The 14,366-nt window shown below is 28.8% G+C and carries 11 protein-coding genes, 1 tRNA gene and 1 rRNA gene; 11 read left to right on the forward strand and 2 right to left on the reverse strand.

What is annotated here, in order from left to right; translation table 11 throughout:
* Positions 1-10: 10 nt before the first annotated feature.
* The 3 genes from rrf to guaA all read left to right on the forward strand — a co-directional run bounded on the left by rrf (position 11) and on the right by guaA (position 1,875).
* A 5S ribosomal RNA gene (gene rrf, locus BQ2505_RS04525) occupies positions 11-127 on the forward strand.
* Positions 128-132: 5 nt separating this feature from the next.
* Positions 133-208 (forward strand) — tRNA-Asn (locus BQ2505_RS04530).
* 128 nt (positions 209-336) lie between these two features.
* A complete protein-coding gene (gene guaA, locus BQ2505_RS04535; RefSeq protein WP_074016591.1) occupies positions 337-1,875 on the forward strand; it encodes a glutamine-hydrolyzing GMP synthase in 1,539 nt (512 codons plus the stop codon).
* Between the two features lie 382 nt (positions 1,876-2,257).
* Here guaA and BQ2505_RS04540 read toward each other — a convergent pair whose 3' ends face one another.
* Entirely contained in the window at positions 2,258-3,265 is a 1,008-nt protein-coding gene (locus tag BQ2505_RS04540; protein ID WP_074016592.1) for a 2-hydroxyacid dehydrogenase, read from the reverse strand.
* 386 nt (positions 3,266-3,651) lie between these two features.
* On the opposite strand from BQ2505_RS04540, the gene BQ2505_RS04545 reads away from it, so the two are divergent.
* The 6 genes from BQ2505_RS04545 to BQ2505_RS04570 all read left to right on the forward strand — a co-directional run bounded on the left by BQ2505_RS04545 (position 3,652) and on the right by BQ2505_RS04570 (position 10,291).
* Entirely contained in the window at positions 3,652-4,929 is a 1,278-nt protein-coding gene (locus BQ2505_RS04545; protein ID WP_074016593.1) for a Glu/Leu/Phe/Val family dehydrogenase, read from the forward strand.
* Between the two features lie 240 nt (positions 4,930-5,169).
* A complete protein-coding gene (locus tag BQ2505_RS04550) occupies positions 5,170-6,090 on the forward strand; it encodes a tRNA modification radical SAM protein MnmL/YtqA (protein ID WP_074016594.1) in 921 nt (306 codons plus the stop codon).
* Positions 6,091-6,121: 31 nt separating this feature from the next.
* A complete protein-coding gene (gene nagB, locus BQ2505_RS04555) occupies positions 6,122-6,940 on the forward strand; it encodes a glucosamine-6-phosphate deaminase (protein ID WP_074016595.1) in 819 nt (272 codons plus the stop codon).
* 62 nt (positions 6,941-7,002) lie between these two features.
* Positions 7,003-7,416, forward strand: coding sequence for a methylaspartate mutase subunit S (gene glmS, locus BQ2505_RS04560; protein ID WP_074016596.1), 414 nt, complete (start codon positions 7,003-7,005; stop codon positions 7,414-7,416).
* 6 nt (positions 7,417-7,422) lie between these two features.
* Positions 7,423-8,829 (forward strand): methylaspartate mutase accessory protein GlmL, encoded by a 1,407-nt coding sequence (glmL, locus tag BQ2505_RS04565; protein ID WP_074016597.1) that lies wholly within the window; start codon positions 7,423-7,425, stop codon positions 8,827-8,829.
* Positions 8,830-8,839: 10 nt separating this feature from the next.
* Complete coding sequence (locus tag BQ2505_RS04570; RefSeq protein ID WP_074016598.1) at positions 8,840-10,291, forward strand: methylaspartate mutase subunit E; 1,452 nt, start codon at positions 8,840-8,842, stop codon at positions 10,289-10,291.
* Between the two features lie 195 nt (positions 10,292-10,486).
* Here the strand turns inward: BQ2505_RS04570 and BQ2505_RS04575 are convergent, their stop codons facing one another.
* Positions 10,487-11,401, reverse strand: coding sequence for a branched-chain amino acid transaminase (locus BQ2505_RS04575; protein ID WP_074016599.1), 915 nt, complete (start codon positions 11,399-11,401; stop codon positions 10,487-10,489).
* A 521-nt stretch (positions 11,402-11,922) separates the two neighbouring features.
* On the opposite strand from BQ2505_RS04575, the gene BQ2505_RS04580 reads away from it, so the two are divergent.
* Both BQ2505_RS04580 and guaB read left to right on the forward strand, forming a co-directional pair.
* On the forward strand, positions 11,923-12,642 hold the full coding sequence (locus BQ2505_RS04580) for an NAD-dependent protein deacylase (RefSeq protein ID WP_074016600.1): 720 nt from the start codon (positions 11,923-11,925) through the stop codon (positions 12,640-12,642).
* A 254-nt stretch (positions 12,643-12,896) separates the two neighbouring features.
* Positions 12,897-14,360: an IMP dehydrogenase gene (gene guaB / locus BQ2505_RS04585; RefSeq protein WP_074016601.1), complete on the forward strand. Its 1,464-nt coding sequence runs from the start codon at positions 12,897-12,899 to the stop codon at positions 14,358-14,360.
* Positions 14,361-14,366 lie beyond the last annotated feature (6 nt).

Below are 14,366 nucleotides of genomic sequence, written 5' to 3' on the forward strand. Positions count from 1 at the left end.
AATTAAATTGCTTGGTGAGAATAGCTATGGGGGTATACCTAGTAACATTCCGAACCTAGAAGTTAAGCCCATATACGCTGATGGTACTTGGCTGGAAGCGGCCTGGGAGAGTATGGATTTGCCAAGCATTATGCTTCTTTAGCTCAGTCGGTAGAGCATGCGGCTGTTAACCGCAGTGTCGTTGGTTCGAGTCCATCAAGAAGCGCCATTTATGAATTTTAACACATCTTTTAGATGTGTTTTTTTGTTTAAATTATATTAGCTATAAAAATTAAATATTTAAAAAACTCTTAAAATATGATATAATACTTTAATTTAAAAAGTGGAGGTTTTATAATGAAAAAAAATGGAATTGTAATACTTGACTTCGGTTCTCAATATAATCAACTTATAGCAAGAAGAGTTAGAGAAATGGGAGTATATGCTGAAGTAGTTCCTTTTCATGAAGATATTGAGAAGATTTTGGATAGAAATCCGAAAGGAATTATTCTTTCAGGAGGTCCAGCTTCTGTCTATGCTGAAGGTGCTCCAAGTTTAGATATAAAGTTATTTCAAAAAAATATTCCAATTCTTGGACTTTGCTACGGAATGCAATTAATTACTCATTTACATGGAGGAAAAGTTGCAAGAGCAGATAAACAAGAGTTTGGTAAAGCTGAATTAGAACTTGATGATAAAAATCATATACTATATAAAAATATTCCAAATAAAACTACTGTCTGGATGAGTCACGGAGATCATGTTACAGAAATGGCTCCAGATTTTAAAATTATAGCTCATACAGATTCTTCAATAGCTGCTATTGAAAATAGTGATAAAAATATCTATGCATTTCAATATCATCCAGAAGTTACACACTCTCAACATGGTTTTGACATGCTTAAAAACTTTGTTTTTGAAATAGCAAAAGCAGAAAAAAATTGGTCAATGGAAAACTATATTGAAGCAACTATAAAACAAATAAAAGAAAGAGTTGGAAATAAACAAGTAATACTAGGTCTATCTGGTGGAGTTGATTCATCTGTTGCAGCTGCTCTTATTAATAAGGCAATAGGGAGACAATTAACTTGTATCTTTGTTGATACAGGTTTACTTAGAAAAGATGAAGCTAAACAAGTTATGGAAGTTTACGCTAAAAATTTTGATATGAATATAAAATGTGTAAATGCAGAAGAAAGATTTTTAACAAAACTTGCAGGAGTAACTGATCCTGAAACTAAGAGAAAAATTATAGGAAAAGAATTTGTTGAAGTATTCAATGAAGAAGCTAAGAAGATTGAAGGGGCTGAATTTTTAGCACAAGGAACTATTTATCCAGATGTAATTGAATCTGTTTCTGTTAAAGGACCATCTGTTACTATAAAATCTCATCACAATGTTGGAGGTTTACCAGAAGATTTAAAATTTGAATTACTTGAACCTTTAAGAGAATTATTTAAAGATGAAGTTAGAAAAGTTGGTAGAGAATTAGGTATTCCTGATTATATGGTCGATAGACATCCATTCCCAGGACCTGGTTTAGGAATTAGAATTTTAGGAGAAGTTACTAAAGAGAAAGCTGATATTTTAAGAGAAGCTGATGCAATATTTATAGAAGAATTGAGAAAGGCTGATTTATATAATAAAGTTAGTCAAGCTTTTGTTGTTTTACTTCCTGTAAAATCTGTTGGAGTTATGGGAGATGAAAGAACTTATGAATATACAGCTGTTTTAAGATCTGCTAATACAATAGACTTTATGACTGCTACTTGGTCTCACTTACCTTATGAATTTTTAGAAAAAGTTTCTAATAGAATTTTGAATGAGGTTAAGGGGGTTAATAGATTGACTTATGATATTTCTTCTAAACCGCCTGCTACTATTGAGTGGGAATAATACAAGTATATATAATATTCTATTAATATTAATTTTAAAAGAAAGTCTATTTTAATATTTTGTCTTTGGTACTAATTTGGACTTAAAATAGAAATAAGTGTGTAAAATTAGTAAAAAATTATAATGTAAAAAGCAGGAAATTAATCCTGCTTTTTATTATGTAAATATCTTAAGAAAATATAATTTATCATGTTAAGAAGTTTATTACAATGCTGATTATGATTTCTTTTTCTTGTATAGTAAAGTATAAAATTAAATAAAAATAGTCTCTGACATCCATATTAGTTAAAGAGACTGTATTTATTGAGCTCGTAGAACTTATATAACTGTCAAGAGACTTTATTTTTTAAATTAAATATTACTTTTTCTGTTTAAAGATTTCTTATTTTATATCGTTTTTACAAGCACCAGTATCTAAATATTCTTTTAAGTTATCAAAAGAAGTTTCTATCATATTTGATGCAGCTTCATCAGTGTAAGAACCAACGTGTGGAGTTACAAGAACTCTTGGATATAAATCAAGTAATCTGTTAAATTCAGGGAAGTCTAGTTTGAATTTAGCTTCTTTATCTGAGAAGTTTTTAAAGAAATAATTAACTTCTCCTTCGATAGTATCTATACCAGCACCAGCTAAGTGACCACTTTCAAGAGCTTCTATAACAGCAGTTAAATCCATTAATTCTCCTCTTGCAGTATTTACTAATATAGAACCTTTTTTCATTTTAGCTAAGAATTCTTTAGTAACTATTTTTCCGTTTTCTTTTATAAATGGTGCATGTAATGTTATGATATCACTATTTGCTATTAATTCATCCATAGAAACTTGAGTAACGATATCTTCAACACCAGTTTTTGGGAACATATCATATCCTAAAACATTAGCTCCTAATCCTTTAAATAATTTAGCAGCTGTAAAACCTATTCTTCCAAGTCCTACAACCCCAACAGTACAGTTTCTGATTTCTTTTGAGAACATTTGAGCATCAACTGTAAAATCTCTATTTTTGAATTTTTCAGCAGTGTAAGGTAAAGATCTTAATAAAGACATTGCTAATGATACAGCTAATTCAGCTATTGCATTAGGAGAATAGAAAGGAACATATGCTAATTTTAAACCAATTTCTTTTGCATATTTTACATCGATATGGTTAGTTCCAACAGTTCTAGTAAATAAATACTTTACTCCATAGCTTTTATACATATCTAAAACTTCTTTAGTTGCAAAACAGTTTCCACGTAAAACAACACATTCAAATCCTTTTGCTTTTTCTGCAGTTTCTTTACTGTTTAAGTAGTCTGGAATTAATTCTATTTCATAACCAAATTTTTTGTTTAATTCATGAAATAAAGGAACTTCTACATCTCTTACACCATAAAATAAAACTTTCATTTAAAACCTCCTAAAATTTTTTAATTAATTTACTAAATTTATTAGTCATTTAGTAAATTATAACATAAAAAAAATAAATTGAAAGGGCAAATCTTAATCAAAAATATAAAAATATTATATTAAAATAGATAACAATTAAAAATCTATATTAAAAGGTCAAAATTATATATACAATAAATATAAGAATTAAAAAATATATAAAAAAATAATTCAAATAAAATATTACTAAAATTAAACACTTTGAACTTAAAAAAATATGATTTTTTTATATTGACATATAAAAAAAATATGATAGAATATAAAATATAAATAGATAGTAAATGAATTTAAAAGATTTTTGTTAAGTCTGTTTATTTTAATTTTATTTTTTTAAGGAGGAATTATCAATGAGTAAAGAAACTTTAAATCCACTAGAAAGCGGACAAAAACAAGTAAAGAAGGCATGTGAAGCTTTAGGACTAGATCCAGCTGTGTATGAATTATTAAAGGAACCTCAAAGAATAATTGAAATCACTATACCTGTAAAAATGGATGATGGTTCAATAAAAACATTTAAAGGATACAGATCAGCTCATAACGATGCAGTAGGACCTTTCAAAGGAGGAATCAGATTCCATCAAAACGTTAATGCTGATGAAGTAAAAGCTCTTTCTCTATGGATGAGTATTAAATGTCAAGTAACTGGAATCCCTTATGGAGGAGGAAAAGGTGGAATTACTGTAGATCCTTCTGAATTATCTCAAAGAGAATTAGAACAACTTTCAAGAGGTTGGGTAAGAGGAATGTGGAAATACTTAGGAGAAAAAGTTGACGTTCCTGCTCCAGATGTAAATACAAATGGACAAATAATGGCTTGGATGCAAGATGAATATAATAAATTAACTGGAGAACAAACTATAGGAGTTTTCACAGGAAAACCATTAACTTATGGTGGATCTCAAGGAAGAAATGAAGCAACTGGATTTGGTGTTGCAGTTACTATGAGAGAAGCATTTAAAGCATTAGGAAAAGACCTTAAAGGAGCAACAGTTGCTGTTCAAGGTTTTGGAAATGTTGGAAAATACTCTGTTAAAAATATAATGAAATTAGGTGGAAAAGTTGTAGCAGTTGCTGAATTTGAAAAAGCAAAAGGAGCATTTGCTATATATAAAGAATCAGGATTTACTTTTGAAGAATTAGAAGCTGCTAAAGCTGCTGGAAGTTTAACAAAAGTTGCTGGTGCAAAAGAATTAACTATGGATGAATTCTGGGCTTTAAACGTTGAAGCTATAGCTCCATGTGCACTAGAAAATGCTATTAAAGAACACGAAGCTGAATTAATAAAAGCTGGAATTATTTGTGAAGGAGCAAACGGACCAATAACTCCAGAAGCTGATGAAGTTCTTTATAAAAAAGGTGTAGTAGTTACTCCTGACGTTTTAACAAATGCTGGAGGAGTTACAGTATCTTACTTCGAATGGGTACAAAATATCTATGGATATTATTGGACAGAAAAAGAAGTTGAAGAAAAAGAAGAAAGAGCTATGGTAGATGCTTTCACACCTATTTGGGCATTAAAGAAAGAATTTGATCAAAAAGGACAACCTATTTCTTTCAGACAAGCTACTTATATGAAATCTATAAAGAGAATAGCAGAAGCTATGAAAGTTAGAGGATGGTTCTAATCATCTAATTAAAGTTACATTCTTTAATTACTAATAAAATTTAAAATACAAATAAGGTAAGACTGTTACGTATGTAATAGTCTTATCTTTTTTTTATTGTATAGGAAAGTATAAGTTTAAATACTTATTAGTCTCTGACGTCCGTATTAGTTCGAAGATAGTTTATTTATTTTATTTCTTATCAAAAGTATAATTTTATGTTAAAATATAAACAAAAATAAAAGTGATGTGAAAATACTTATGTCGGAAAAAATAAATACGATAAATAACTATTTGAAAAATAAATTTGGAGAAAAAATATATAAAGTTTCTTTGGATGGAGGTTTCACTTGTCCTAATAGAGATGGTAAATTATCTAAAGGGGGCTGTATTTTTTGTGGTGAAAGTGGAAGTGGAGACTTTACTTCAGGGAGAAATAAAAGTATATATAATCAAATAGAAGACCAAATAAAATTGATTTCAAAAAAATATAATGGTAATAAATATATAGCATATTTTCAGAATTTTACAAACACTTATGCAGATGTTGATTATTTAAGAAAAATTTATGAAGAAGCTTTGTCACATCCTGATATAGTGGGTTTAGCAATAGCTACAAGACCGGATTGCTTAGAAAATGATATCTTGGAATTATTATCAGAAATTAATAAAAAAACTTTTTTATGGATTGAGTTAGGTTTACAAACTATAAATGATGAAGTTGCTCATTTTTTTAATAGAGCATACAAGACAGAAATTTATCAAAAAAGCACAGAAAAATTAAAAAAATTAAATATAAAATTTGTAACTCATATAATAATAGGATTACCTAAAGAAGAAAAAGAAGATTATTTTAAAACTACAATGTTTGCTCAAAAATGTGGAACTTGGGGGATAAAGTTACACCTTATGTATGTTGAAAAAGGAACGGGATTAGAAAGTTTGTATAACAGTGGGAAATTAAAAGTTAATACAAAAGAAGAATATATTGAAAAAATAGTAAATATATTAGAAAATATTTCTCCCGATATAATTATCCATAGAATGACAGGAGATGGAAATAGAGATACATTAATAGCTCCTTTGTGGAGTTTAAAAAAAGTAGATGTACTAAATTCGATACAAAAATTATTGAAAGAAAGAAATAGTTATCAAGGAAAAATGTATAAAAATGCTCTTTAAATAAAAAAATATAGGTTTAAAAGGAGGATAAATGAGAGTAATAATAACAGAAGATAATGTAGGAGATTGGGCAGCAGTATATGTTATGAAAAAAATAAGGGAATTTAATCCAACTAAAGATAGGAAGTTTGTGTTGGGACTTCCAACAGGTAGCACTCCCTTACAAATGTACAAAAGGTTAATAGAATTTTATGAAAAAGGATTAGTAAGTTTTGAACATGTAGTAACTTTTAACATGGATGAATATGTTGGATTAGAAGCGAATCACCCTCAAAGTTACCATTATTATATGTTTAACAATTTCTTTAATCATATAGATATAAAAAAGGAAAATGTTAATATACTTGATGGAATGGCTGAAAACTATGTTGAAGAATGTAAAAATTATGAAAGAAAAATTGTAGAAGCCGGAGGAATTGATTTATTTTTAGGTGGAGTTGGAGTTGATGGTCATATTGCTTTTAATGAACCAGGTTCATCTTTAAAATCAAGAACAAGAGATAAAGAATTAACAGAGGATACAATACTTAGCAATTCAAGATTTTTTGATAATGATATGACAAAAGTTCCAAAACTTGCTTTGACAGTTGGAGTAGGAACAATTATGGATGCAAGAGAAGTATTGATTATGGTAAATGGATATAATAAAGCAAGAGCTTTGTATCAAGGAGTTGAATGTGGAGTAAATCATTTGTGGACTATATCAGCTCTTCAACTACATGAAAAAGCTATAATTGTTGCTGATGAAGAAGCATGTTCTGAATTGAAAGTAGCGACATATAGGTATTATAAAGATATTGAAAAGAAAAATTTGAAAGTAACTAACTTAATGGAAAATTTATCTATTTAATTTTATACATAATGGGGTATAATAAGGAGATGAAAAGTTTTAGAATTGGAGGATTTTAAAAAATGCCTAAGAAAAAAGTAGTTATAGGAGTAATTGGCTCAGATTGTCATACTATTGGAAATAAAATTATACATTCAAAATTGGAAGAAAATGATTTTGATGTTGTAAATATAGGAGCTTTATCTCCACAAATAGACTTTATAAATGCCGCATTAGAAACAAATTCAGATGCAATAATCGTTTCCTCAATATATGGATATGGAGAATTAGATTGTCAAGGAATTAGAGAAAAATGTAAAGAGTATGGTTTAGGAGATATTTTACTGTATATTGGTGGAAATATCGGTTCAAATAATGAAGAATGGGAAAAAACCGAAAAAAGATTTAAAGAAATGGGATTTGATAGAGCATATAAACCAGGAACACCAATAGAAAAAACTATTGAAGATTTAAAAAAAGATCTTGAAGTGGAGTAGATATATATGAAAAAAATATATATGACTATTGATTTTGGAAGTACCTATACTAAACTCACAGCAATAGATATAGATGAAAAAGAAATACTAGCCACATCTAGAGCCATGACAACAATAAAAACAGATGTTACATTGGGTTATAAAGAAGCAGAAAAGATTATTTTTAATGACTTAGATAAGAAAATTGGAAAAAATAATTATGAAATTATAAAAAGAGTAGCCTGTTCCTCAGCAGCAGGAGGATTAAAAATAGTGGCAATAGGTTTAGTTCCAGAGTTAACGACAGAAGCAGCAAAAAAAGCTGCCTTAAGTTCTGGGGCCAGAGTTATGAAAACTTATGGTTTTTTTCTAGACGAAAACAAGATTGAAGAGTTAAGAAAAACAGACTATGATATTATTTTATTAACAGGTGGAACTAACGGTGGGAATAGAGAATATATTTTAGAAAATGCTTCAATTTTAGCTAAAAGTAATTTAAATAAACCTATCGTTGTGGCTGGAAACGAAGAAGCAAAAGGGGAAATAGTAGATATTTTTGAAAAAAATGGAATTGAATACTATTTAACTGAAAATGTTATGCCTGTTGTAAATAAGATAAACGTTGAGCCCGTTAGAGAAATAATTAGAATGGTTTTTATGAAAAATATTGTAAAAGCCAAAGGAATGGAAAATGTTCAAAAAATAGTTGGTAATATAATAATGCCAACACCTACTGCAGTATTGAAAGCAGCAGAAGTATTTTTTGAATTTCAAAATGAAGATAAGGACAAAAGTTCTCTATTGGTTGTAGATATTGGAGGAGCCACTACTGATGTTCATTCTATTGGAAAAGGCTTACCTGATAATAATAGTGTTCAGATAAAGGGTATGGAAGAGCCGTATTCTAAAAGAACCGTTGAAGGAGACCTTGGCATGAGATATTCAGCTATGGCACTCTATGAAGCAACAACTTTAAATAAAATAAGAACACATTTAGGAACTAAGGATTCTAAAGTAGATATAAGAGAAAATTTTATATATAGGCAAAACAATCCTCAATTTGTTTCAGAAATTCAAGAAGATGTTGAATTTGATGAGATGATGGCAAAGATTTGTGTGGAGATAGCAATTAACAGACATGTAGGAATTTTAGAATGTGTATACTCACCTATGGGAACTATATTTGCTCAGAGTGGTAAAGATCTTAGAAATGCAAAATATGTTGTAGGTACAGGAGGAGCAATAATTAATAGTAGAAATCCAATAAAAATATTGGAACAATCTCTTTTTGAAGAGGATACACTAATGCTAAAACCAAAGTATCCTAAATTTTTAGTAGATAAAAAATATATTATGTCATCTATGGGATTATTGGGAAATGACTATAGAGATGTAGCATATGAAATTATGAAAAAATATTTGATTGAAGTGTAGGGGGATTTTAATGTCTATTGTATTCAAGCAGATTGAAGAAGACATATTTTTAGAAAATAGAGAAAAATTTTTAGATAAGCATAAAAATTTTGATAATTTTGATTTAGAAACAGCTATAAGATTTCATAAGTCTTTATCAGAAACAAAAAATTTTTCTCAGAAAATAAAAAAGATGAAGAAAATAGGTAAAAAATTAATACAGGCCTATACTAAAGAAACATTATTAGAAGATATAATAGAGAATTTGGAAAATTTAAGTAAAGTAGGACAAGCAGATATTCTTTCAATAATTATTGATTCCCATACAAGAGAGAATAATTATGAAAATGCTAAAAGAGGATTAGAAGACTCTATGAAAGCAAATAAAAGTCTTTTAAATGGTTTTCCACTTATAACTTATGGAGTAAAATTATGTAGAAAAATAGTGAATGATACAGAGGTTCCTATACAGATAAAACATAGTTCACAAGATGCAAGGCTTTTAGCTGAAATGTCTTTTTTGAGTGGATTTTCATCTTTAGATGGGGGAGGAATAAGCCATAATATTCCTTTCAGTAAGTCGGTTCAAGTAAAAAGTAGTATTGAAAAATGGAGATATGTTGATAGATTAGTAGGTTATTATGAGGAAAGAGGAGTTCATATTAATAGAGAAATATATTCTCCACTTACAGCCACTTTAATTCCACCTTCTATATCTAATTCAATACAAATATTAGAAACTTTACTTGCTGTTGAGCAAGGAGTAAAGAATATAAGCATAGGAGTTGCTCAATATGGAAATATTATTCAAGATATAGCTAGTTTACAAGCACTTAGAGAACAAGTAGCGGAGTATTTAGAAAAATTTTCCTTTAAAGATATAGAAATTAATACTATTTTTAATCAATGGATAGGAGGCTTTCCAAACGATGAAATGAAATCATATTCGTTGATTTCTTATGGAGCTACAGTTGGAGCTTTTTCAAAAGCAGATAGAATATTTGTAAAAAATCCAGAAGAATATAATAAAAATTCTCTATCAAATACCATGATAAATTCTTTGTTCTTAACAAGAGCTATTTTGGAAATTGAAGAATGTCAGGATATAAAATTTAATGAAGAAATACTTTTTGAAAAGGAATTAATAAAAAAAGAAACAAAGAGTATAATTGAAAAAATATTTTCATTATCTGAAAATTCATCATTGGAAGATGGAATTTCAAGAGCGTTTGAGGAGGGGATAATAGATATTCCTTTTGCTCCATCAAAATATAATTTGGGGAAAGTTATGCCAGCTAGAGATTTAGAGGGTATGATAAGATATCTTGATATAGGAAATTTACCCTTTGATAATGAAATAAAAAATATTCACTTAGAAAAATTAAAAGCAAGAGCAGAAAAAGAAAAGAGAGAACTTGATTTTCAGATGACAATAGAAGATATATTTGCTTCTAGTGAGGGGAAATTGTTGAAAAATAAGTAAAAAATAATCCCTGATATCCATATTAGATAAAAAGTTTTTATATAAAAACTCATATGGATAATTAGGGATTTTATTTTCATATAGAAAAAGTATAAATTTAATAATCTATAAATAATCTCCAACGTCAGTATTAGTTAGAAGAGCCTATACTTACTAAGCTCGTAAACTTATACGGCTGTCAAGAGACTTTATTTTTTATTTTACATAAGTTAAATATTTTTTAGATAATTCATGAGTTCCTTGAACTAACTTGAAAAATTCTTTTTGTATAGCTTTAGTAACAGTTTTTGCTCCATTTCCAACATTTATATGGTCAACAGAATAAACAGGTGTAATTTCTGCAGCTGTACCTGTTAAAAATAATTCATCACAAGTATAAAGAAGTTCTCTAGGTATAGATTTTTCAATAACTTCATATCCAAGTTCTTTAGCAAGAGTAATTACAGTATCTTTTGTAATTCCACCTAAAGCAGATGAAGAAAGGTTTGGAGTTATTAATTGATTATTGATAACAACAAAAAGATTTTCACCACTACCTTCACTGATATTTCCTAAATAATCTAAAGCAATTCCTTCTTCAAAACCATTAGCAAGGGCTTCCATTTTTATAAGTTGAGAACTTAAGTAGTTTCCACCAGCTTTAGCTAAAGATGGTAAAGTATTAAGAGCAGGTCTTCTCCAAGAAGATACTTGAACTTTTATACCTTTTTCAAGAGCTTCTTCTCCTAGATATGCACCCCAACTCCATGCAGCAATAGCAAGGTCAACAGGACATCTAGTAGGGTTAACTCCAAGCTCAAAATATCCACGATAAGCAATAGGTCTTATATAACCTTGTTCCAAATTATTAGCTTTTACAGTATCAATAATAGCTTGTTCAACTTCTTCATGTGTATAAGGAATTTCTGTTCTATAAATTTTTGCAGAATCGAACAATCTTTTAACATGTTCCTTTAATCTAAAAATAGCTGGACCATTTTCAGTTTTATAAAGTCTTATACCTTCAAAAAATGAGCTCCCATAATGAACAACATGAGATAGCACATGTATGTTTGCTTCATCGTGATTTACTAATTTACCATTCATCCAAACTTTCTTTGTATTAATCATTCCGATCACTCCTAAAAAATAATAAATAAAATCCCTAGACAATTGTATAAGTTTTATGGGCTCAATAAACACAGGCCCTTCAACTAATACAGATGCCAGGGATTTAATATAAATAAAATATTGTTTATATCACTTAAAATTATATTTTTATTATGATAACCTATATTTATCAAAAAATCAAGTAAGTAATAAATGAAATTAATAAAATTTTACACATTCCTATAAAATAAATGAAGTCTCTTGATAGCCATATGAGTTCTACGAGCTCAATAAACACAGGCTCTACGAACTAATACGGACATCAGAGACTAATTTTACTATTTAACTTTATACTTTCTTAGTATAATAAATGAAGTCTCTTGACCACCGTATGAGTTCTACGAGCTCAATAAACACAGGCTCTACGAACTAATACGGACGTCAGAAACTAAAATTTTCTATTTAATTTTATACATTCCTATATAATAAAAAATGTTATATAATTAAAAAATAGCTAATTAATAAATAAGGAGGCTTATGCTGTGGACAAAAAAATAGAAGAATTTGTAGAAATAATAAAAAAATCAAGACATTTAGTATTTTTTACAGGGGCAGGTGCTTCAACTGACAGTGGATTAAAAAGTTTTAGAGGAAAAGATGGCTTATATAGCACTTTGTATAAAGGAAAGTATAGACCTGAAGAAATATTGAGTTCAAATTTCTTTTATTCAAATAGAAATATTTTTATGGAATATATTGAAAATGAATTAAATATTAATGGAATAAAACCTAATAAAGGTCATTTAGCTTTAGCAGAATTAGAAAAAAAGGGTATATTAAAGGCTGTAATAACTCAAAATATAGATGATTTACACCAAATGGCTGGAAATAAAAATGTATTAGAATTACATGGTAGTTTAAAAAGATGGTATTGTTTATCTTGTAATAAAAAAGATAGTCATAATTTTTCTTGTAATTGTGGAGGAATAGTTAGACCAGAAGTGACTTTATATGGTGAAAATTTAGATGAGATAGTTGTTGAAAAGGCAATAAAAGAAATTGAAAAAGCAGATACTTTGGTTATAGCAGGAACTAGCTTAACAGTTTATCCGGCAGCATACTACATTAATTATTTTCATGGGGATAATTTGATAATTATTAATAATGAAGAAACTCAATATGATAACAGAGCTAAAATTGCTTTTAGAGAAAATTTTGCTACAGTTATGAATGAAGTATTAAAAATTATTAAAAATCATTAAAAATTATTTTATATTTCTATAGGAAAGTGTAAAATTAAATAAAAAAATTAGTCTCTTGACAGCCGTATGAGTTCTACGAGCTCAATGAACATAGGCTCTTCGAACTAATACGGACGTCAGAGACTTTATTTAACAGAAGTTAGTTTATTCTTTTTTGTAATTTGTTGATAGACTTTAAATTGTGTGCTATAATATCAAAAATTATTTAAATTTATTAGGAATTATAATATCTATATTTTAAATCAGGAGGAAAAATGAAAGGAAAAATTGTAAAAGAAGGAATAACCTTTGATGACGTTTTATTAATACCAGCTAAATCGGATGTGCTTCCACATGAAGTTAGTTTAAAAACAAGACTTACAAAAAAAATAACATTAAATTTACCAATATTAAGTGCAGCTATGGACACTGTAACAGAATCGAAACTTGCTATTGCATTAGCTAGACAAGGTGGAATAGGTTTTGTTCATAAAAATATGTCTATTGAAGAACAAGCTGCTGAAGTAGATAGAGTAAAGAGATCTGAAAGTGGAATGATAACAGATCCTATAACTTTAAGTGAGGAAAGTAGAGTTTATCAAGCTGAAGAATTAATGAAAAGATATAAAATATCTGGACTTCCTGTTATAGAAAAAGATGGAAAATTAATTGGAATAATAACTAATAGAGATATAAAATACCGTAAAGATTTAGATCAACCAGTTGGAGATATAATGACAAAGGAAGGACTTATTACAGCTCCAGTTGGAACAACATTAGAACAAGCAAAAGAAATTTTATTAGCAAATAGAATTGAAAAGTTACCTATTACAGATGAAAATGGATATCTAAAAGGATTAATAACTATAAAAGATATAGATAATTTAATACAATATCCAAACGCTTGTAAAGATGATTTAGGAAAATTAAGATGTGGAGCAGCTGTTGGTATTGCACCAGATACAATAGATAGAGTTAGAGCTTTAGTAAAAGCTGGAGTAGATATAATAACAGTTGATTCTGCTCATGGACACTCACAAGGTGTAATAAATATGATAAAAGAAATTAAAAGAAATTTCCCAGAATTAGATGTAGTTGGAGGAAATATAGTTACAGCAGAAGCTGCAAAAGAATTAATTGAAGCAGGAGTATCAGCTGTAAAAGTAGGAATAGGACCAGGTTCTATTTGTACTACAAGAGTTGTGGCAGGTGTTGGAGTCCCTCAACTTACAGCAGTTAACGATGTATATGAATATTGTAAAGATAAAGGAATTGGAGTCATAGCAGATGGAGGAATAAAACTTTCTGGGGATATAGTTAAGGCTTTAGCAGCAGGTGGTGACTGTGTTATGTTAGGTGGTTTACTTGCTGGGACAAAAGAAGCTCCAGGAGAAGAAATTATACTTGAAGGAAGAAGATTTAAAATATATGTTGGAATGGGATCGATTGCTGCAATGAAAAGAGGGTCAAAAGATAGATATTTCCAAGCTGGAGAAAGTGATAACTCTAAATTAGTTCCAGAAGGAATAGAAGGTCGTATAGCTTACAAAGGATCTGTAAAAGATGTTGTATTCCAACTTGCTGGGGGAATAAGAGCAGGAATGGGATACTGTGGAACTAAGACAATAAAAGATTTACAAGAAAATGGTAAGTTTGTAAAAATAACAGGAGCAGGTTTGATAGAAAGCCATCCTCATGATATTACAATAACTAAAGAAGCACCTAATTATTCAAAATAGAATCGG

Origin of the sequence: Fusobacterium massiliense, from assembly GCF_900095705.1 — a bacterium.
Taxonomy (GTDB): Bacteria; Fusobacteriota; Fusobacteriia; order Fusobacteriales; family Fusobacteriaceae; genus Fusobacterium; species Fusobacterium massiliense.

Bases quoted from the DNA above. Each gene is read 5' to 3' on its own strand.
- guaA (WP_074016591.1), top strand. From the start codon at position 337: ATGAAAAAAAATGGAATTGTAATACTTGACTTCGGTTCTCAATATAAT.
- BQ2505_RS04540 (WP_074016592.1), bottom strand. From the start codon at position 3,265: ATGAAAGTTTTATTTTATGGTGTAAGAGATGTAGAAGTTCCTTTATTT.
- BQ2505_RS04545 (WP_074016593.1), top strand. From the start codon at position 3,652: ATGAGTAAAGAAACTTTAAATCCACTAGAAAGCGGACAAAAACAAGTA.
- BQ2505_RS04550 (WP_074016594.1), top strand. From the start codon at position 5,170: ATGTCGGAAAAAATAAATACGATAAATAACTATTTGAAAAATAAATTT.
- nagB (WP_074016595.1), top strand. From the start codon at position 6,122: ATGAGAGTAATAATAACAGAAGATAATGTAGGAGATTGGGCAGCAGTA.
- glmS (WP_074016596.1), top strand. From the start codon at position 7,003: ATGCCTAAGAAAAAAGTAGTTATAGGAGTAATTGGCTCAGATTGTCAT.
- glmL (WP_074016597.1), top strand. From the start codon at position 7,423: ATGAAAAAAATATATATGACTATTGATTTTGGAAGTACCTATACTAAA.
- BQ2505_RS04570 (WP_074016598.1), top strand. From the start codon at position 8,840: ATGTCTATTGTATTCAAGCAGATTGAAGAAGACATATTTTTAGAAAAT.
- BQ2505_RS04575 (WP_074016599.1), bottom strand. From the start codon at position 11,401: ATGATTAATACAAAGAAAGTTTGGATGAATGGTAAATTAGTAAATCAC.
- guaB (WP_074016601.1), top strand. From the start codon at position 12,897: ATGAAAGGAAAAATTGTAAAAGAAGGAATAACCTTTGATGACGTTTTA.